Genomic DNA, 18290 nt, shown 5'->3' with positions numbered 1-18290 from the left:
TGTGGCCGCGGGCTTCTCGGTGTGCATATAGACCGCGGAGAGCCACTGGGATTTTGTGTGAGATGATGTCAAAATCGTCTTTTAAGCAGGCGTGCGCGTGTTATCCGCGTCGAGGTTTTCACGGAGTTGTGATCGGAAAGGTTGAATTTCGATCGGCGATAACGGGGCTGTGAATAGCGGGCGTGGAGGAGGGTTCTCGTGGCAATGCGCTCCGTTCCTGATTATATGGGAGCAAGTCAGAGGTAGTCATGCGATTTTCCAATACGTTTCTCGATGAGATTCGCGACCGCGTTCCCATTTCGGACGTGATCGGTCGACGTGTGACCTGGGATCGGCGCAAGACGAATGTGCCTCGCGGCGATTACTGGGCCTGCTGCCCGTTCCATGGCGAAAAGTCGCCGAGCTTCCACTGCGAGGACCGCAAGGGCCGTTATCACTGCTTCGGCTGCGGCGTTACCGGCGATCATTTCCGTTTTCTGACCGAGCTCGAGGGGCTCAGTTTTCCCGAAGCGGTGCAGCAGATCGCCGACATGGCGGGCGTTCCCATGCCGGTTGCCGATCCCATGGAAGCAAAGCGCGAAAAGGAGCGCACGTCGCTGCTCGACGTCATGGAGATGGCGACGCAGTTCTTTCAGGATCAGTTGCAGACGGCAAACGGGGCGAGGGCGCGCGCTTATCTGCGTGATCGAGGCCTGACCGGCCGCACCATCGAGACGTTCCGCCTTGGCTATTCGCCGGACAGCCGCAACGCGCTGAAGGAGTTTTTGGCAGGCAAAGGCGTGTTGAAGGAGCAGATGGAAGGCTGCGGCCTTGTCGTGCACGAAAATGTGCCGGTCTCTTACGACCGTTTCCGCGACCGCATCATGTTCCCCATTCTGTCGTCGCGCGAAAAGGTGATTGCCTTCGGCGGCCGTGCCATGTCGCCGGATGCGCCGGCCAAATATCTGAATTCCAATGAGACCGAGCTCTTTCACAAGGGCAATGTGCTCTACAATTTCGCCCGCGCGCGCCGTGCCGCTCAGGGCAGCGACGGCGCAGGGACGATTATCGCCGTCGAAGGCTATATGGACGTCATCGCGCTACATCAGGTCGGCGTCGAAAACGCCATCGCGCCGCTCGGCACGGCGCTGACGGAAAACCAGCTCGAACTCCTGTGGAAGATGACCCCGCAGCCAGTGCTCTGCTTTGATGGCGATGGCGCCGGCATTCGCGCCGCCAATCGCGCGGCCGATCTGGCGCTGCCGCACATCAAGCCTGGCCGCACGGTCCGTTTTGCGCTTTTGCCCGATGGCAAGGATCCGGACGATCTGGTGCGCCACGATGGCCGGGCGCCTTTCGATAAGGTGATGGCGCAAGCAAAGCCATTGGCGGAAATGATATGGACGCGCGAAGCGGGCAGCGGAACCTTTGACACGCCGGAGGCGCGCGCCGAGCTTGAGGCCCGGCTGAAGCAGATGGTTTCGGTTATTGCCGATGAGAACGTCCGCCGGCACTATCAGCAGGACATGCGCGACCGGCTGAACGGGCTGTTCCAGCCGCAGTTTCAGCGGGCCGGCAATCAGCAGGGACGCGGCTTTTCCCGCGACGGCAACGGCCGCAATTTTGGTGGCCGTGGCGGGCAGGGCAGGGACCGGCAGCAGGCGGCCAATATAGCGGCGTCGGATCGCTTGACACGTTCGGGCATGATCAAGGGTCATCAAGACATTCCGGGCCTGCGCGAGAGCGTGCTGGCGGTGACCATCGTCAATCACCCGCTGTTGTTGCAGGATGAATATGATGAGATCGCCGCGATCGATTATGAGAGCCGCGAATTGCAGCGTCTATGGTCCGCCATGCTCGGCACGGCGGCGGCGATGGCCGGTCCGCAGCTTACGCGCGAACGGCTGCTCGAGCAGTTGGAGGAGCAGGGTTTCGCCGCTTTGCTGAAAAGCCTCGACCAGCAGGTGCGCAATGCTCGCCTCTGGACAGCGACCGAGGACGCCGCAACGGAAGATGCGCGGGAGGGCTATCGCCAGGCGCTTGCGCTTCACAAACGCTCGAAGGCATTGCGTTGGCACAAGATCGAGCTGGAAAGCGCGATCGCGGAGGCGACGGAAGAGGGCGACGGCGACCTTATCGAGCAGTTGATGCGTGCTTTGCAGGAAGTGCAGCTCGAAGCTTTGCGCCTCGAAAACCAGGAAGCGATCATCGATGGCTTTGGCGTGCTTTCCGGCCGCATCAAAGGGGCAGCGGGGAAATAGGGGATAGATGTCACAGCCAGATCGACAGGAGCCGCGGTTTTCCGCCGATGATCCGCTGTTCGGGAGAGACAACTCGGGAGCCGCGCCGCTCGATATTCTCAAGCGGGTCTATGGCTATTCCGCCTTCCGCGGCAAGCAGCAGCAAGTGGTCGAGCATGTGGTTTCCGGCGGGGATGCGGTGGTGCTGTTTCCGACCGGCGCCGGCAAATCGCTATGTTTCCAGATTCCGGCATTATGCCGCGACGGCGTCGGCATCGTCGTTTCGCCATTGATTGCTCTGATGCGCGATCAGGTCGAGGCGATGAAACAGCTCGGCATCCGCGCGGCGGCGCTGAATTCGTCGTTGTCGCGTGAGGAAGCAAGCGATGTCTATCGCTCCATATCCAGCGGCACGCTCGATCTGCTCTACGTCACGCCCGAGCGTATTCTGACGGACGGCTTTCAACAGATGATCGCCAGGGCGAAAATTGCCCTGTTCGCGATCGACGAGGCGCATTGCGTCTCGCAATGGGGACATGATTTCCGGCCGGAATACCGTGATCTCGGCAGGCTCGCGGACCTCTTTCCCGACGTGCCGCGCATCGCCTTGACGGCGACTGCCGATCCGCACACGCGCGACGATATCATCGAGCGGCTGGCGCTCGACAACGCCAAGGTTTTCACCACCAGCTTCGACCGGCCGAACATCACCTATGAGATCGTGGAGCGCGATCAGCCGCGCCAGCAATTGCTGCGTTTCCTTGATGGTCATCGTGGTGATAGCGGCATCGTCTATTGCCTGTCGCGGGCCAAGGTCGAGGATACCGCGGAGTGGCTGAACGGGCAGGGCATTCGTGCGCTTGCCTATCACGCCGGCATGGATCGGTCGCTCCGCGATGCCAATCAGGATGCCTTCCTGAAGGAAGAGGATCTTTGCCTTGTGGCGACGGTCGCATTCGGCATGGGCATCGACAAGCCCAATGTGCGCTATGTCGCCCATCTCGATCTGCCCGGTTCCGTCGAGGCCTATTACCAGGAGACGGGACGCGCCGGACGCGATGGCTTGCCGTCCGAAGTCTGGATGGCCTATGGCATGGCCGATGTCATCCAGCGGCGACGCATGATCGACGAGGGCAATGCGGCGGAAGAGATCAAGCGCGTAGAGCGCGCCAAGCTCAACGCGCTGCTCGCCATCTGCGAGACGGCCGGCTGCCGCCGACAGGCCATCCTTGCGCATTTCGGCGAGGGGCATGGCGGGGGGTGCGGCAATTGCGATACCTGCCTGAAGCCGGTCGAGACGTGGGATGGCACGGAAGCGGCAATCAAGGCACTCGCCGCCGTCTATCGCACGGGGGAGCGTTTCGGCACCGGCCATGTCATCGACGTGCTGATAGGGACAGTCAATGAGAAGACCGAGCGTTTCGGTCATGTGGACATGCCGGTCTTCGGGGCCGGCAAGGAAATTCCGGCGCGCACCTGGCAGTCCGTCTTCCGTCAACTGTTGGCGAGCGGCTTCGTCAGCATCGATCACACGGCTTTCGGCGCGATGAAGCTGGAGCCGGAGGCACGGGCGGTCTTCAAACGCGAGCGTCAGGTCTTCTTTCGCAAGGATAGGTCGGAGACGGGCCGGCGCACCAAGAAGGCTGCGCGGATCGAGAAGCGCGCATCCGCCCTTTCCGGCGAGGCTCAACCTCTATTCGAGGCGTTGAGAGCGGAGCGGACCAAGATCGCCAAAGCGCTCGGCGTGCCGCCCTATGTCGTCTTTCCGGATACGACGTTGATTGCTTTCGCTACGGAGCAGCCGGCAACCCGCGATGCTCTCCTGGGAATTTCGGGCGTGGGGCAGTCGAAGTTGGAACGGTATGGGGACGCGTTCTTGAAGGTGATAGAAGATTTCACCAATCGGTAACATTCTCTCGCGGAGCATGCTCACATCCTGACGGTCATGCCGCCATCAACGGTCAGCACATGGCCGTTGACAAAGGAAGCAGCGTCGCTGGCGAGAAACAGCGCGGCGCCGGCGATCTCGTCCGGACGGCCCCAGCGTTGAACAGGAATGCGCTGGCGCACGAAGGGCATAAGCTCTTCGTTCGCCGCCATTGCGGCGTTCGTTTCCGTCGCGAACCAGCCCGGAGCAATGGCGTTGCTTGTGATGCCATATGGGCCGAATTCCACGGCCATGCCGCGCATAAGGCCGGTCAGCCCCTGTTTGGCCGCGGGGTAGACGCAGTCGCCCGGCATGGCGACGTGACCGCTGATCGAGGTTACCGAGATCAGTCGTCCGTGACTATGCCGTTTCATCAGGCGTGCAGCGTTGCGAGAGAGCATGATCGAGGCGGCCAGATCCGTGTTGAGGAGAGCAAGGATTTCCTCATCTTCAAAATCGACCAGCGGGCGTCTGTCCGGAGCACCTACATTGTTGACCAGTATGTCAAGCCGGCCATGGTTCCTTTCGATATCCGCCATTGTCGCACGCTGCGCCTCATGGTCGGCAATGTCGAAAGCAGCAGCTTCGGCGGTGCCGCCTGTCGTACGAATGGTTTCCAAGGCACTGTCCAGCGTCGCATCCGTGCGTCCATTGACGATGACATGGGCTCCCGCGTCGGCAAGTGCCTTCGCCATTTCGAAACCCAGGCCGCGACCACTGCCGGTGACGAGCGCGACCCGACCCTTGAGTGAAAACCTATGGAATATACTCATCACATCCTCACCATACGGGAACTGCATTATGTTTGCGGGAAGATGATGGACTCAGTCAAATAATTTTTTGCGATAGCGACGGGCAATACCGAGGCCGTCCACTACCATATCGCGTGTGCGGCAAAGCCTCGCGTATTTTTGCCGCTGCTGAATGCAGCAAGAGAGCGAATCCTGTGTTATTTCTCAGCTCGTCTCCGCCCACGACCAGCATCGGAATGCGACGATGACCTCTGAATTCATATCCCATTTGCGTACAGAACTTGCCGGCCTGAAAGAAGCGGGCCTTTATAAATCCGAACGGGTCATCACCTCCAAACAGGCGGGCGAAATCGCCGTCGCTGGCGGCGAGCGGGTGCTGAATTTCTGCGCCAACAACTATCTTGGTCTCGCCGACAACGAGGAATTGGCCGAGGCCGCGAAGAAGGCACTCGATCGCTATGGCTACGGCATGGCCTCGGTGCGGTTCATCTGCGGTACGCAGGAAGAGCACAAGCAGCTTGAGGCGCGAATATCGGCTTTCCTCGGCATGGAAGATACCATTCTCTATTCCTCTTGCTTCGACGCCAATGGCGGGCTTTTCGAGACGTTGTTGTCCGAAGAGGATGCGATCATCTCCGACGCGCTGAACCACGCCTCGATCATCGACGGCGTGCGTCTCTCCAAGGCGAAGCGGTTCCGGTACGCCAATAACGACATGGCGGCACTGGAGGAGGAATTGAAGAAGGCCGAGGGCAGCCGTTTCAAGCTGATCGCCACCGACGGTGTTTTCTCCATGGATGGCATCATCGCCAATCTCGAGGGCGTCTGCGATCTTGCCGAAAAATATGCAGCGATGGTCATGGTCGATGACAGCCACGCCGTCGGCTTCGTCGGCGATCATGGCCGTGGTTCGCCGGAATATTGCGGCGTCGAGGGCAGGATCGACATTATCACCGGTACGCTCGGCAAGGCGCTCGGCGGCGCGTCGGGTGGCTATACCTCCGCGAAAGCCGAGATCGTCGATTGGCTGCGGCAGCGCTCGCGCCCCTATCTCTTCTCCAATACGCTGGCTCCGGTGATCGCGGCCGCTTCGCTGAAAGTCTTCGATCTAATCGAAAACGGCGATGGTCTTCGCGACCGACTTTGTGGCAATGCGGAGTTCTTTCGCAGTGAAATGACTAAGCTCGGTTTCACTTTGGCGGGCGCCGATCATCCGATCATCCCGGTCATGCTCGGCGATGCCAAGCTGGCACAGGAGATGGCGGCGCTGATGCTGAAAAAGGGCGTCTATGTCATCGGCTTCTCCTTCCCGGTCGTGCCGAAGGGGCAGGCGCGCATCCGCACGCAGATGTCGGCGGCGCATTCGAAAGCCGATGTCGAGCGCGCGATTGCCGCTTTCGCCGAGGCTGGGCGTGAACTCGGAATCATTTGAATCGGATGGAGACGACAGCTCATGTCAAACATGATGAAGGCACTGGTCAAATCGAAGCCTGAAGTCGGGCTGTGGATGGAGCACGTGCCGGTTCCCGAGGTTGGGCCGAACGACGTGCTGATCCGGGTCAGGAAGTCGGCGATCTGTGGCACGGATGTGCATATTTGGAATTGGGACCAATGGGCGCAAAAGACCATTCCGGTACCCATGGTCGTCGGCCACGAATTCTGCGGCGAGATTGCCGAGATAGGCTCGGCGGTCACGAAATATCATGTCGGCGAGCGCGTTTCCGGCGAGGGACATATCGTCTGCGGCAAGTGCCGCAACTGCCGGGCGGGCAGAGGACACCTCTGCCGCAATACGCTGGGCGTCGGGGTCAATCGTCCCGGTTCCTTCGGCGAATTCGTCTGCATTCCGGAATCCAACGTGGTGCAGATCCCCGACGATATTCCGGACGAGGTGGCGGCGATTTTCGATCCTTTCGGCAATGCGGTACACACCGCGCTTTCCTTCGATCTGGTGGGCGAGGATGTGCTGGTCACGGGCGCCGGACCGATCGGCATCATGGGCGCCATGGTCGCCAAGCGTTCCGGCGCGCGCAAGGTGGTCATCACCGATATCAACCCCAACCGGCTGGCGCTCGCCCGCAAGCTTGGCATCGAGTATGTCGTGGATGCCTCGAAAGAAAATCTTGCCGATGTGATGAAGTCTATCGGCATGACCGAAGGTTTCGATGTCGGTCTGGAGATGTCAGGTGCGGCGCCCGCTTTCCGCGACATGATCGACAAGATGAACAACGGCGGCAAGATCGCCATCCTTGGCATTGCGCCGGCGGGCTTCGAGATCGACTGGAACAAGGTAATCTTCAAGATGCTCAATCTGAAGGGCATCTACGGCCGCGAGATGTTCGAAACCTGGTACAAGATGATCGCCTTCGTCCAGGGCGGCCTCGACGTCTCGCCGGTTATTACCCACCGCATCGGCATCGATGATTTCCGTGAGGGGTTCGAAGCCATGCGCTCCGGCAACTCCGGCAAGGTGGTGATGGACTGGATTTGATCCGATATGTGGCTTGTTAGCATCAACATTAGCCGCAACTGCGGAAATACTGGTGGTTTCACGAGCCTGCTCTTGTCATCGCGCAGGGACTTCCTAAATACCGGAAACAATTGTTTGTGACGTGTGGAGCCTGTGGATAAGGCTTTTTCACGTTTTTAACGGGCTTTTTTGCTAGAAAAGCTTGACGGGAGCAAAAATTGTAGGAATCACCGTTTGTCCTCGGAAAAACGGTGAACTGGGTCAAGCGGATCACATATACCATGGCCGGAAATCCAAACGCAATCCAGCTTTGCTGTCCGGTGCCGGTGATTGTGGTTAATTGGGCATTAAAGGTCATTCCGTTAGGTGTTTGTCGATGATTCGGGGCTGGCGTGAGGCGCGCCGGGCCAGCGCGGTCAGTAACCGCGTGTAAGTTTTAAGCGTCAGGGAAAGCGACGATATAGAGATGGCAACCAAGGTCAAAGAGAACGAAGAAGCTGAAGTCGAACGCGACGGCGCCTCCGATGGCCCGCTTCTCGATCTTTCCGACGACGCGGTCAAGAAGATGATCAAGGCCGCGAAGAAACGCGGCTACGTGACGATGGACGAGCTCAACGCCGTTCTGCCGTCCGAAGAAGTGACGTCCGAGCAGATCGAAGATACGATGGCTATGCTCTCCGATATGGGCATCAACGTCATTGAAGACGAGGATGTCGAAGAGGCGGGCGCGGCAGCCAGCGGTGGCGACGACGACGATTCCAGCGGCGACGACGATGGAGAAGGCGGCGAACTTGCGCCCTCCGGCGGTTCGGCGCTGACGACTGCAAAGAAGAAAGAGCCGACCGACCGCACCGACGATCCGGTGCGCATGTATCTGCGCGAGATGGGTTCCGTCGAACTGCTGTCGCGCGAAGGCGAAATCGCGATTGCGAAGCGCATTGAGGCCGGTCGCGAAACCATGATCGGCGGCCTCTGTGAGAGCCCGTTGACGTTCCAGGCGCTAATCATTTGGCGTGACGAACTCAACGAAGGCACGACGCTGCTGCGCGAGATCATCGACCTCGAAACCACCTATTCCGGTCCCGAGGCCAAGGCTGCGCCGCAGTTCCAGAGCCCGGAAAAAATCGAGGCTGACCGCAAGGCCGCTGAGGAGAAGGAAAAGGCCCGCGGCCGCCGTCCCTCTGGCGATGACGATATAACCGATGTCGGCGGCGAAGGCATGCCGATCGAGGAGGAGGAAGAGGACGAGGACGAATCCAGCCTCTCACTCGCCGCTATGGAAGCCGAGCTTCGTCCGCAGGTCATGCTGACGCTCGACACGATTGCCGAGACCTACAAGAAGCTGCGCAAGCTGCAAGATCAGCAGGTCGAGCAGCGTCTGTCGGCTTCCGGCACGCTGTCGTCGGCGCAGGAGCGCCGCTACAAGGAGTTGAAGGATGAGCTGGTCAAGTCGGTCAAGTCCCTTTCGCTAAACCAGAACCGCATCGATGCTCTCGTCGAGCAGCTCTACGACATCAACAAGCGCCTCGTGCAGAACGAAGGCCGCCTGCTGCGTCTTGCCGAATCCTACGGCGTCAAGCGCGATAGCTTCCTGGAGCAGTATCAGGGCGCCGAGCTCGATCCGAACTGGATGAAGTCGATCGGCAATCTGGCCGCTCGCGGCTGGAAGGAATTCGCCAAGAGCGAAAACACCACGATCCGCGATATCCGCCAGGAAATTCAGAACCTTGCGACCGAAACCGGTATTTCGATCTCGGAATTCCGCCGCATCGTGCACATGGTGCAGAAGGGCGAACGTGAAGCGCGCATCGCCAAGAAGGAAATGGTCGAAGCGAACCTGCGCCTCGTCATCTCCATCGCCAAGAAATATACGAACCGCGGCCTGCAGTTCCTCGATCTCATCCAGGAAGGCAATATCGGCCTGATGAAGGCGGTCGATAAGTTCGAATACCGCCGCGGCTACAAGTTTTCGACCTACGCCACCTGGTGGATCCGGCAGGCGATCACCCGCTCGATCGCCGACCAGGCCCGCACGATCCGCATTCCGGTGCACATGATCGAAACGATCAACAAGATCGTTCGTACCTCGCGCCAGATGCTGCACGAAATCGGCCGTGAACCGACGCCGGAAGAATTGGCTGAAAAGCTCGCCATGCCGCTCGAAAAAGTGCGCAAGGTGCTGAAGATCGCCAAGGAGCCGATCTCGCTTGAAACCCCGGTGGGTGACGAAGAGGATTCGCATCTCGGCGATTTCATCGAGGACAAGAACGCGCTGCTGCCGATCGATGCGGCCATTCAGGCCAACCTGCGCGAGACGACGACTCGCGTGCTGGCGTCGCTAACGCCGCGCGAAGAACGCGTGCTGCGCATGCGCTTCGGCATCGGCATGAACACCGACCATACGCTCGAAGAGGTCGGCCAGCAGTTCTCGGTCACCCGCGAACGTATCCGCCAGATCGAAGCCAAGGCGCTGCGCAAGCTGAAGCATCCGAGCCGCAGCCGGAAGCTGCGCTCGTTCCTCGATAGCTGAGCGGCTTGTGCCATTCTCAAATCGGACCCGGTTCGCGAAAGTGAGCCGGGTTTTTGCTATAAACAAACGCAATTTACGCCGAGCAGATTTCCTGCTTCGGCTAACCGCCGATCGAATGTGACGATTCGCGTTCCGTGCTCCATAGCTACCGCCACATGCAGTGCGTCGCCGGAGCGCAAACCAAGCTCAATACGCTCGGAAAATCGGGCCGCAGTTCGAAAGTGTACCGCGGAAACAGGTAAGACTTCAAAGGTCGAAACCACCAGATGATTGAAGGCTGCCAGTGCTGTATTACGTTCAGTGGCCAATATCTGCCCAGTTCGGAGTTTAGTGGAGAGCGCCGAAGAAAATTCGGTGATCGTCCAATCGCTGATATAGAGGTCGGCGGCTCCCTGGGCTGCGAGCCATTCTTGCGCTCGCGCGGTGGCCGCTTCGTTCGTCAGGGCGGATATCAGCACAGACGTATCGATATAGGACATTAGTAGCGCTCACTATCGCGCAGAGCGCGCATGAAATCGCCGGCGCTTTCGACCTGTGTCGACATCCCATCCGTTACGGAGCGCAAAAATTTGATGTCGATAGGCTTCTTTTCGGATTTTATCGGTGTCAATTGTGCCACTGGCTTACCATGCCGTAGAATACGCACGGTGCTGCCAGCCGCGACCTCGCTCACCAATTCACTGAGGTGGGCCTTTGCTTCTGCAAGATTGACTGTCGTCATTGTCGTTCCTGACCATAATTTTAGTCTAATCTAGATCTGGTGGTGGATCTTTACAACGTGCTTCGCTATCAACTGCCGCCTTGTCATCACGTAGCTGTGTTTTCTGGGCATTGCGCAGCGGTCGCAGGCCTGACAATTTACAATTTCCCGACTGCCTCTTTCTGGCCTTGATGTTTAACACCATATGTCGGGGATATAGGCATCATAGGATGTCGTTTGTTCGGTAAGGTTTGGATGAAATTATTGACCGCTTCTCCGTCTGCCCTGTGTTGTCAGCGCTGTGGCCGCTGACCGATGGAGCGCGTCGCCGAACAGCGGGAACCGGAAAAGCGTGGATGGGGACTGATTCCTTCCATCCTGCTGCATATCCTGTTTTTCGCCGCGCTTTTCCTGTTGCCGGTGGTGGCCGTGCCGTTACCGCAGCCGGAAGAGAGTATCCATGTCGAGATGGTGCCGCAGCCAAAGGAGGAGGCAAAGAACGCCGCCAAGCCGAACGAGCGATCCGGCCGCGTGCCGACTCCGACGCCCAAGCCCGACGAGAAGCAGCCTCAGAAGGAACAGAAGACCGAGTCAACCGATAAAAAGGAAGGCGAGCAGACTGCCGACAAGTTGAGCGACGAGAGCAAGACGAAGACTGAGAAGGGTCCCGATCCCAATGCCCAGGACCAGAATGCGAAGTCGCAGGAGCCGGCGCAGGCCGATAAGCCTGCCGATGTAAAGGCTGATCAGCCGGCACCGACCACGGAGCAGGCGGATGCGAAGCCGCAGCCGGGTGACGCCCCGTCGCCGACACCGTCCGATGATCAAGCGAAGCAGCAAGATCAGACGCCAACGCCTCCGGACGCACAACAGCAGAATCAGGCGCCGCCCGCTACCAACCCCGATATGCAGACCGCGCAGGCGGCAGATCAGCCAAAGCCGGACACGCAGGCGGATCAGGCCAGCACAAAGCCGTCGGCCGACGATCCGGCTCAGCCGACGCCTGCCGAACAGGCTGCCGCAGATGCCAAGGCGCAGCAGCAACCCGACGCGACCCCCTCCGCGACGGATGCGGATATGCAATCGCAGCTACAAGCATTGGCAGAGAAAGCGGCACAGGCCAACGCGGAAGCAAACGCAACCAAGGCGGATGCTGCTGCGTCTGCAACCGATCCGAACGCCCGTGATCCGGCATCTGCCGCCACACCCGAAGAGCTGGCGACGAACCAGCCATCCGACACCCAAATTGCCGAGCCGAATAAGCCTTCGACGGATGAAGCAGGCACACAGGCGGAGCAAAAGCCCGGAACGGCAACCGACCTCGCAACGGGGCAGGCGAAAGCTGCGGAAGGGCAGGTGGATCCGAACGCACAACAGCAGGCCGTCGCTGATCCTAAGGTCGCGCCGGATGTCGCCGTTCCAACAACCGGCGGCGCACAACCACAGCAACAACCTCAGGACCAATCGGCCTCCGGCAACCCCAGTGATCCAACGGCGGGAACCACCTTCGTTCCCGAGCCTCAACCTCGGCCGCAGCAGACACAGTCAGCGGACGGCACACAAGAGGCATCGAAAACCGATCCGTCGCAGACCGAGCAAAAGTCCGGCGGTCAACAGGGCAAATTTACCCAAGCGAAGCGTCTCTATTCCGGTAGCCAACTGGCGCGTTTGTCGAAGGACGAACTGGACGCCTGGAAAAAGCTGCCACGACGTACACGAGTGCAGCAGCTTTGCAATAGCGAGGAAAAGCTGCAGTACGGCTATGAATTGCACGCTTACGGTCTCGGTTTCGTCAATTCCGCGCTTTCGCCAGCGATGATCTCGGACGTCGGCGCCTACGGCGATGGTGTCGCAGTCCAAACACCTAAAGGGTGGCAACAGGTCCAATTCAAATGCCAAGTTGATGACGACGCCTTGAAGGTCGTTGGTTTCTCCTATGCCGTCAAAGGTCGCATCTCAATAAGTCAGATAGAGAAACTGGGCATTCCCAGCTACTGAAGGGCGCACCTGCTTCATCAGCTTGAAACAATAGTTTATTCCTACCCCTGATCGAAATTCGGCCGATTTCATCATACAATTGTGGCCGACAACGTCTGATTCATCCCCTCCCTTCGCATTGCACAATTCCAATGACATCAATCACAGCCGATTCCAATTCGATGGCTGCCAGCCATTCCACGCTTCGTGGCGTGCTCGTGGCATTCGCATCCTATGCCGTCTTCGCCTTCAGTGACGCATCAATCAAGATATTGCATGGGACCTTGCCCTCCTACGAAGTGGCCTTCATCGGCTCGCTGTTCGGATTTGCGGCGATCCCGTTTTTGAAGGCACGCGGGGATGGGTGGCTGGATGTCGTCAGGACGACGAACCGGCCACTATGGATGCTGCGTTTTGCCTCTGGTGCCATCAGCGCCATCTGCTCGATCGTGGCTTTTACCAAGCTGCCGATGGCGGAGGCTTTCGCGCTGCTGTTCCTGCTGCCATCCTTCGTCACCATCCTGTCTGTCGTCTTTCTCAAGGAGGATGTGCGCTGGCAGCGTTGGACGGCGGTGTTCCTCGGCTTCGTCGGCGTGCTTATCGTGCTGCGACCAGGCTTTCGCGAGCTTTCGGCCGGTCATGTCTGTGCGGCGATCGGTGGCTTGAGTGGGGCAGTCTCGATCGTCATCAATCGCGCGCTCGGGTCGAAGGAGAAGCGCGTCTCGCTTTATGGCGCAGCGTTGTTCGGCGCGCTGATCGTCAGCGGCTTGCTGATGCTGCCCGAGATGATGTGGCCGACGGCATGGCAATGGATATTCCTTGCAAGCTACGGCCTTCTCGGTGCTGTCGGCACCGTTCTGCTGATGAACGCCGCGCATCTGGCACCGGCCAATCTCGTCGCGCCGCCACAATATAGCCAGATGATTTGGGCGATCGGTTTCGGTTATCTGCTGTTCAACGACGATATCGACCTGCCGATGGCGCTCGGTATCGTTCTCATCATCTTTTCCGGCCTGCTGACGCTGGCGCGCGAGCGCAAACGCGGCACGCCGCTGCCGGCAGCCGTTCTTGCCGCCAACACGCCGGCGTTGGCTACAACACGGGAGTCGCAGGCCAACACACCAAATAGGTGATACGGGTTGGTTGTAACTCTATCGCCCGTCACCCGAATGAATGGGTATTAGGTTTATTGTCGCTGCAAGGTGATAAGCCTATGATTTTTCCTGGGGGATCGCATTTTCGGGAGAGGACATTCGAAACACTGGGGCGGCGGCGCGTAACCCTGAAAATCGAGACGGATTTCGAGGGGCTTACGTGTGGATCAAACCGCAACTGCATCTTTTGCGCGTCCGATGGGCGCAAGATGCAGCGGAGGAGGTGTGAGATGACCACTTATATCGTTCTGTTCAATTGGACCGACCAGGGTGTGCGTAGCGTAAAGGAATCGCCCAAGCGGCTGGATGCAGCCAAAAAGCAGTTGGGAGACATGGGCGGTTCGTTCAAGCAATTTTTCCTGACCATGGGCGAATATGACATGGTCGCTGTCTGCGAGGCACCCGATGATGCGGTGATGGCCCGTTTCGGTTTGTCGGTCGGAATGCTCGGCAATGTACGCACACAGACGCTGAAGGCCTTTCCTGAAGCAGCTTACCGCGAGATCATTGCCTCATTGGGATAGTGGCGAGACGATCTTGCCATTTTGATAGCAAAAACCCGGCCAGCGGGGCTGACCGGGCATTGGAACAACGTCGCGGAAGATCTTACAGCGATTTGGCAGCGTTGAGTTTTGCGACGAAGGCGTCGCCGAAAGCATCCGAAGAGAAGGGTTGCTGGCCGCTCACCACTTCGCGGTCCTCTACCACATTGACCTGCCACGCGCCGATACGATCGACATGGGCGCCGGCTTGAGCCAACGCGTCGGCGGCATAGAACTGGACCGAACCACCAAGCTGGTTGCCTTTGCCTTCGATTGCATGTTCTTCACCGGACGAGAACACCGTCAGCCGATAACCGGCATAGGGCCAGCCGGCGGCAAGCTTCGCAGCCGCGTTGAAATCGCCGGAAACCATTGCTTTGCGGAAAGCGATGGGGTCGATGACCGTCGACAGCAGTGCCGTCGGGCCATGGCAGATAATGCCCGTAGGGCGGCCGGTGGTGTGAAAGCTTGTCAGGATCTTGCCGAGCGTTTCATCCTGCGACAGATCCTGCATCGGCGCATGGCCGCCGGGAATAAAGATGCCAACATAGTCGCTCGTGCCCTCAGCCAGGATGGTGGACAGCGTCTTCGGGTGATGCAGCTCCTTGATCCCCTCGACGTACTTTACGGCGTCCGCACGGGCTGCCTCGTTGCCACCATAGAAAATCTTGTCGTTTGAGACCGGATCGAAGCTCGGATCGTCGCCCTTGGGATCGGCGAAGATCGGCGTATAGCCGGCATTGATGATCTTGCGGAGGGGAATTTCCAATTCATCGAGATAATAGCCGGTGTGGTAGCTCTTGCCGTCGCGAAGTTCGAGCTGATGGGCGCTAGACAGAATGACCAGCACCTTGCCGTGTTCCTGTGCGAAGCCAGTCGTCGGCAGGGTGACGGCAGACAGAAACAGAGCAGTGGAAAGAGCGAGGGTTTTCAGGGTATTCGGCATAAGCGGGTCCTTTCCCGTGTTGACGCAGGTTCCCGGGGCAATGATCCTCAGAAATGAAACTCTGCGCGAAATCAAAGGCATGTGGTGTTCATCGCGCGCCGGTTGGGCGCGGCGTGGGGCAGCGGGATTTAAGGTTCAGGGATGTTGTCCGGGCCGTTAGTCGCCGGAAATGTCCAAGAGGATCTTGCCTCCGCGTTTTGCGTGCGCGACGGCATCCTTGATGGCTGTCAGCGGATAGGTTGCCGCGACCGGTACATGCAGTTTTCCGGAGGCGACAAGGTTTGCCGATTCCTGGATCAAGGCTGGAAGCTTGGCGGCATATTGCTCGTGACCCAGGAAGAAACTCCTGATCGTCAGCGCCTTGTAGATCATGTCGCCGGGATTGACCGTGATAGGCATGCCGCTCATGGCGCCGTAGCTGACGAGCGTGCCGCCTTGCGAGAGGATACTGCCGAGCATGGCTGTGGCCGGCCCACTCAGACAATCAAGGGCAAAAGCGATATCGGCATTGCCGACCGGTGCCTTGGCTCGCTCGACGATATCAGGCCCGTCGACCAGAACGACATCACCGCCTTTGGCTTTCAAGTCCGCTACCAGCTCTTCGCGGCGAACGATATTGATGGTCCTCAGGCCGCGCTCCTGCGCATAAGCGATGACCGATCGGCCAACGCCGGAATTGGCGGCACTTTGGACGATCCAGTCACCAGGCTTCAGCGTCTTGAACTCGCTGAGCAGCAGCGCGGCGGTCACCGGATTGACGGCGAGCATTGCCAACTGTTTCGGGTCGGCTTGCGACGGCAGGGCGGCCAGGCCTTTGGCGGGAAGGACCAAGCGCTCGCGCCAGAGGAAGCTCGACAGCGGCGGAATGATCCGGTCGCCGATTTTGACGTTGGTGACGCCAGCGCCGATGGCGAGCACGGAGCCGACGCCTTCGTTGCCGATGACGCTCGGAAGGGCGGGGCGCAACGCATAATAACCCATGGCGAGCAGAAGATCGGCAGGATTGATCGGCGAATATTCGACGCCGACAAGAACCTCTCCAGAGCCTGGTGCCGGCGGCTCGGAAAGATTGACGAGTTCAAGGTTCTCCGCGGGATCGCCATAGGCGTTCAGATGAATGGCAAGCATCTTAAATTCCTCAGCTCAACGTTCGGGTTGCCTGCCGTATTCAGCCGGTTCCCCCAATCTCAGTGATGCTTTTAAAATGACCAGTCACTTTAAAATGTCAAATTAAAAATTTCTGCCTTTGACAAGATCGCTTAGTCAAAGATTGGAAACCTGGCAAAGCGAAGGGTCGTTTACTGGCTGGAACGGGGCAGTCTATTTCAGCAGCATTCCAAAGCAGATGGCGAAAAACTCGTCCAGCGGCTGTCGATTTCGAACGATGCGGAGACGAATAACTGCACCTTCCCAGCCATTTACAAGGAAACGCGCCAATAGATCGGCATCGTGCCGCGGATCAATTTCGCCGGCCGTCTGGGCGCTGCGCAATACGGAAGCGACGGCATCGGTCCAGCGCGTGAGAGCACCGAGTAAGGCCTCCCGCACCACCGGATAGGCATCAGCCATTTCCGTTGCGAAGTTGCCGATCATACAGCCGCGATTAAAGTCCCATCCCTCAAGCCTGTCGGCCAGGAACTCGAAATGCTGCCGTAGTCGCTGCAGCGGCGGTTTGGTTTCATCGAATAGTAGATCGCCGCGGCCGACCTCTTCGTATCGTGCCAACGCCTCCAGCACCAAAGCCTCTTTCGTCTTGAAATGGTTGAAGAAAGAGCCTTTTGGCACGCCGGCGGCTTCGGTGATGTCCTGGATGGAGGAGCCCTGAAATCCCTGAGAAAAAAGGGTTTCATATCCGGCATCCACCAATTTTCCGCGTACGCTGGGTCTGGGCATGTAGGCACATCCTAATGGAAACTTACAATCAGATTTATATGACCGGTCACTTTAATGCAAGCGAATCGGTTCAATGCCCACCAGTTTACTGTTAGTAGCGGCCGAAGCTTCAAGGTTCGGCGCTAAATCGGCACAGATGTTCGCGTGCCGCTTCCCAGCCATGTCATCTCGTTGCTTGACCTTCGTTCGATTTTGGCAACGCTGAAGCTCCTCATCTATAGGCAAAGGAATTTCAGCATGCGTATTCTTGTGGTCGGCGCCGGTGGTATTGGCGGGTATTTCGGGGGCAGGTTGGCGGCGACCGGCCGTGACGTTACCTTTCTGGTGCGGCCGAAGCGGGCTGAGATTTTGCGCAAGAACGGCCTTGTCATCCGCAGCCCTCTGGGCGACGCCCATATCGCCGTGCCGAAAGTCGTCACCGCCGATGAACTTGGCGAGACCTTCGATCTCATTTTGCTGAGTTGTAAGGCGTACGATCTCGAAGACGCCATTGCCTCCTTTACGCCGGCTGTTGGGCCTGAAACGGCAATCCTGCCGCTTTTGAACGGCATGGCCCATCTCGACCGGTTGGAGACGCGGTTCGGCGCCGAAGCCATCCTCGGCGGTACTTGCTTCATCTCGGCGACGATCGGGCAAGATGGAGAGATCCTGCATATGAACGACCTCCACCGCCTGACCTATGGCGACCGACGCGGCGGCATGCCGGCGAGTATCGAAGCCATTGCCGCGGTCTTTGCCGATGCCGGCTTTATGGCGCAGGCGAGCGAGACGATCCTCACCGACATGTGGGAGAAGTGGATCTTCATTGCAGCAACGGCCGGCATGACTTGCCTGATGCGCTCCTCCATCGGCGACTTCGTTGCCGCCGGCGCCGATAAGCTGGCACTGAAACTGATCGACGAATGTGCCGAGATCGCAGCCTGTCACGGCTTCGCACTTTCCAAGATTGCCGACGAACGCATCCGCGAAAATCTGACGCGCGCCGGCTCTCCGATCACCGCTTCGATGTTGCGCGACATCCAAGCCGGCGGCCGTATCGAAAGCGACCAGATCATCGGCGATCTCTTGAATCGCGCCGATCCCGCAAAGCGTCCGTCCTATTTCATGCTGGAGACGGTTTATGCCCATCTCAAGGCCTATGAGGTGCGGCGGGCGCGCGAGGGTTGAGGCGATAGGGGTC

General features: G+C 58.9%; 15 protein-coding genes. 9 read left to right on the top strand and 6 right to left on the bottom strand.

Going from position 1 to position 18290, the window contains the following annotated elements; genetic code table 11:
* The first annotated feature begins 248 nt into the window (after nt 1-248).
* The gene (gene dnaG / locus CCGE525_RS13585; RefSeq protein ID WP_120704725.1) at nt 249-2240 is read left to right on the top strand and encodes a DNA primase; all 1992 of its coding nucleotides are present in this window, start codon (nt 249-251) and stop codon (nt 2238-2240) included.
* A gap of 7 nt (nt 2241-2247) precedes the next feature.
* Nucleotides 2248-4128, top strand: a complete 1881-nt coding sequence (gene recQ / locus CCGE525_RS13580; RefSeq protein WP_120704724.1) for a DNA helicase RecQ — start codon at nt 2248-2250, stop codon at nt 4126-4128.
* A 20-nt stretch (nt 4129-4148) separates the two neighbouring features.
* Here the strand turns inward: recQ and CCGE525_RS13575 are convergent, their stop codons facing one another.
* Entirely contained in the window at nt 4149-4919 is a 771-nt protein-coding gene (locus CCGE525_RS13575) for an SDR family oxidoreductase (RefSeq protein WP_120704723.1), read from the bottom strand.
* 223 nt (nt 4920-5142) lie between these two features.
* Here CCGE525_RS13575 and CCGE525_RS13570 point away from each other — a divergent pair, with 223 nt between their 5' ends.
* From CCGE525_RS13570 to rpoD, 3 genes are all read left to right on the top strand, one after another.
* A complete protein-coding gene (locus CCGE525_RS13570; RefSeq protein WP_120704722.1) occupies nt 5143-6330 on the top strand; it encodes a glycine C-acetyltransferase in 1188 nt (395 codons plus the stop codon).
* 21 nt (nt 6331-6351) lie between these two features.
* Nucleotides 6352-7389 carry an L-threonine 3-dehydrogenase gene (gene tdh / locus CCGE525_RS13565; RefSeq protein WP_120704721.1) on the top strand — a complete coding sequence of 346 codons (1038 nt, stop codon included), beginning with the start codon at nt 6352-6354 and terminating at the stop codon, nt 7387-7389.
* Nucleotides 7390-7834: 445 nt separating this feature from the next.
* On the top strand, nt 7835-9898 hold the full coding sequence (gene rpoD / locus CCGE525_RS13560) for an RNA polymerase sigma factor RpoD (protein ID WP_120704720.1): 2064 nt from the start codon (nt 7835-7837) through the stop codon (nt 9896-9898).
* 56 nt (nt 9899-9954) lie between these two features.
* Here rpoD and CCGE525_RS13555 read toward each other — a convergent pair whose 3' ends face one another.
* Nucleotides 9955-10377, bottom strand: a complete 423-nt coding sequence (locus CCGE525_RS13555; protein WP_120704719.1) for a type II toxin-antitoxin system VapC family toxin — start codon at nt 10375-10377, stop codon at nt 9955-9957.
* Nucleotides 10377-10619 carry a type II toxin-antitoxin system Phd/YefM family antitoxin gene (locus CCGE525_RS13550; protein ID WP_120704718.1) on the bottom strand — a complete coding sequence of 81 codons (243 nt, stop codon included), beginning with the start codon at nt 10617-10619 and terminating at the stop codon, nt 10377-10379. Before CCGE525_RS13550 ends, CCGE525_RS13555 begins: the two co-directional genes overlap by 1 nt.
* Nucleotides 10620-10913: 294 nt before the next feature.
* Here CCGE525_RS13550 and CCGE525_RS13545 point away from each other — a divergent pair, with 294 nt between their 5' ends.
* From CCGE525_RS13545 to CCGE525_RS13535, 3 genes are all read left to right on the top strand, one after another.
* Nucleotides 10914-12596: a DUF930 domain-containing protein gene (locus CCGE525_RS13545; protein WP_120704717.1), complete on the top strand. Its 1683-nt coding sequence runs from the start codon at nt 10914-10916 to the stop codon at nt 12594-12596.
* 131 nt (nt 12597-12727) lie between these two features.
* Nucleotides 12728-13708, top strand: coding sequence for a DMT family transporter (locus tag CCGE525_RS13540; protein WP_120704716.1), 981 nt, complete (start codon nt 12728-12730; stop codon nt 13706-13708).
* A 251-nt stretch (nt 13709-13959) separates the two neighbouring features.
* Nucleotides 13960-14253: a GYD domain-containing protein gene (locus CCGE525_RS13535; RefSeq protein WP_120704715.1), complete on the top strand. Its 294-nt coding sequence runs from the start codon at nt 13960-13962 to the stop codon at nt 14251-14253.
* An 82-nt stretch (nt 14254-14335) separates the two neighbouring features.
* Here the strand turns inward: CCGE525_RS13535 and CCGE525_RS13530 are convergent, their stop codons facing one another.
* The 3 genes from CCGE525_RS13530 to CCGE525_RS13520 form a co-directional block, all read right to left on the bottom strand.
* On the bottom strand, nt 14336-15217 hold the full coding sequence (locus tag CCGE525_RS13530) for a type 1 glutamine amidotransferase domain-containing protein (RefSeq protein WP_120704714.1): 882 nt from the start codon (nt 15215-15217) through the stop codon (nt 14336-14338).
* Between the two features lie 156 nt (nt 15218-15373).
* A complete protein-coding gene (locus CCGE525_RS13525) occupies nt 15374-16345 on the bottom strand; it encodes a zinc-dependent alcohol dehydrogenase family protein (RefSeq protein WP_120704713.1) in 972 nt (323 codons plus the stop codon).
* A gap of 192 nt (nt 16346-16537) precedes the next feature.
* A complete protein-coding gene (locus CCGE525_RS13520; RefSeq protein WP_245472154.1) occupies nt 16538-17080 on the bottom strand; it encodes a TetR/AcrR family transcriptional regulator in 543 nt (180 codons plus the stop codon).
* Nucleotides 17081-17347: 267 nt separating this feature from the next.
* Here CCGE525_RS13520 and panE point away from each other — a divergent pair, with 267 nt between their 5' ends.
* On the top strand, nt 17348-18277 hold the full coding sequence (panE, locus tag CCGE525_RS13515; RefSeq protein ID WP_120706400.1) for a 2-dehydropantoate 2-reductase: 930 nt from the start codon (nt 17348-17350) through the stop codon (nt 18275-18277).
* Nucleotides 18278-18290: the final 13 nt, after the last annotated feature.

This window comes from Rhizobium jaguaris (assembly GCF_003627755.1).
In the GTDB taxonomy this organism is placed as follows: domain Bacteria; phylum Pseudomonadota; class Alphaproteobacteria; order Rhizobiales; family Rhizobiaceae; genus Rhizobium; species Rhizobium jaguaris.
Note: the sequence above shows the minus strand (reverse complement) of the source record. Positions and strands in the feature narration are given on the sequence as shown.

Coding starts and splice junctions, on each gene's coding strand:
- CCGE525_RS13530 (WP_120704714.1), bottom strand. CDS start 15,217: ATGCCGAATACCCTGAAAACCCTCGCTCTTTCCACTGCTCTGTTTCTG.
- CCGE525_RS13540 (WP_120704716.1), top strand. CDS start 12,728: ATGACATCAATCACAGCCGATTCCAATTCGATGGCTGCCAGCCATTCC.
- rpoD (WP_120704720.1), top strand. CDS start 7,835: ATGGCAACCAAGGTCAAAGAGAACGAAGAAGCTGAAGTCGAACGCGAC.
- CCGE525_RS13575 (WP_120704723.1), bottom strand. CDS start 4,919: ATGAGTATATTCCATAGGTTTTCACTCAAGGGTCGGGTCGCGCTCGTC.
- CCGE525_RS13550 (WP_120704718.1), bottom strand. CDS start 10,619: ATGACGACAGTCAATCTTGCAGAAGCAAAGGCCCACCTCAGTGAATTG.
- dnaG (WP_120704725.1), top strand. CDS start 249: ATGCGATTTTCCAATACGTTTCTCGATGAGATTCGCGACCGCGTTCCC.
- CCGE525_RS13555 (WP_120704719.1), bottom strand. CDS start 10,377: ATGTCCTATATCGATACGTCTGTGCTGATATCCGCCCTGACGAACGAA.
- CCGE525_RS13535 (WP_120704715.1), top strand. CDS start 13,960: ATGACCACTTATATCGTTCTGTTCAATTGGACCGACCAGGGTGTGCGT.
- panE (WP_120706400.1), top strand. CDS start 17,348: ATGCGTATTCTTGTGGTCGGCGCCGGTGGTATTGGCGGGTATTTCGGG.
- CCGE525_RS13570 (WP_120704722.1), top strand. CDS start 5,143: ATGACCTCTGAATTCATATCCCATTTGCGTACAGAACTTGCCGGCCTG.
- recQ (WP_120704724.1), top strand. CDS start 2,248: ATGTCACAGCCAGATCGACAGGAGCCGCGGTTTTCCGCCGATGATCCG.
- CCGE525_RS13545 (WP_120704717.1), top strand. CDS start 10,914: ATGGAGCGCGTCGCCGAACAGCGGGAACCGGAAAAGCGTGGATGGGGA.
- tdh (WP_120704721.1), top strand. CDS start 6,352: ATGTCAAACATGATGAAGGCACTGGTCAAATCGAAGCCTGAAGTCGGG.
- CCGE525_RS13525 (WP_120704713.1), bottom strand. CDS start 16,345: ATGCTTGCCATTCATCTGAACGCCTATGGCGATCCCGCGGAGAACCTT.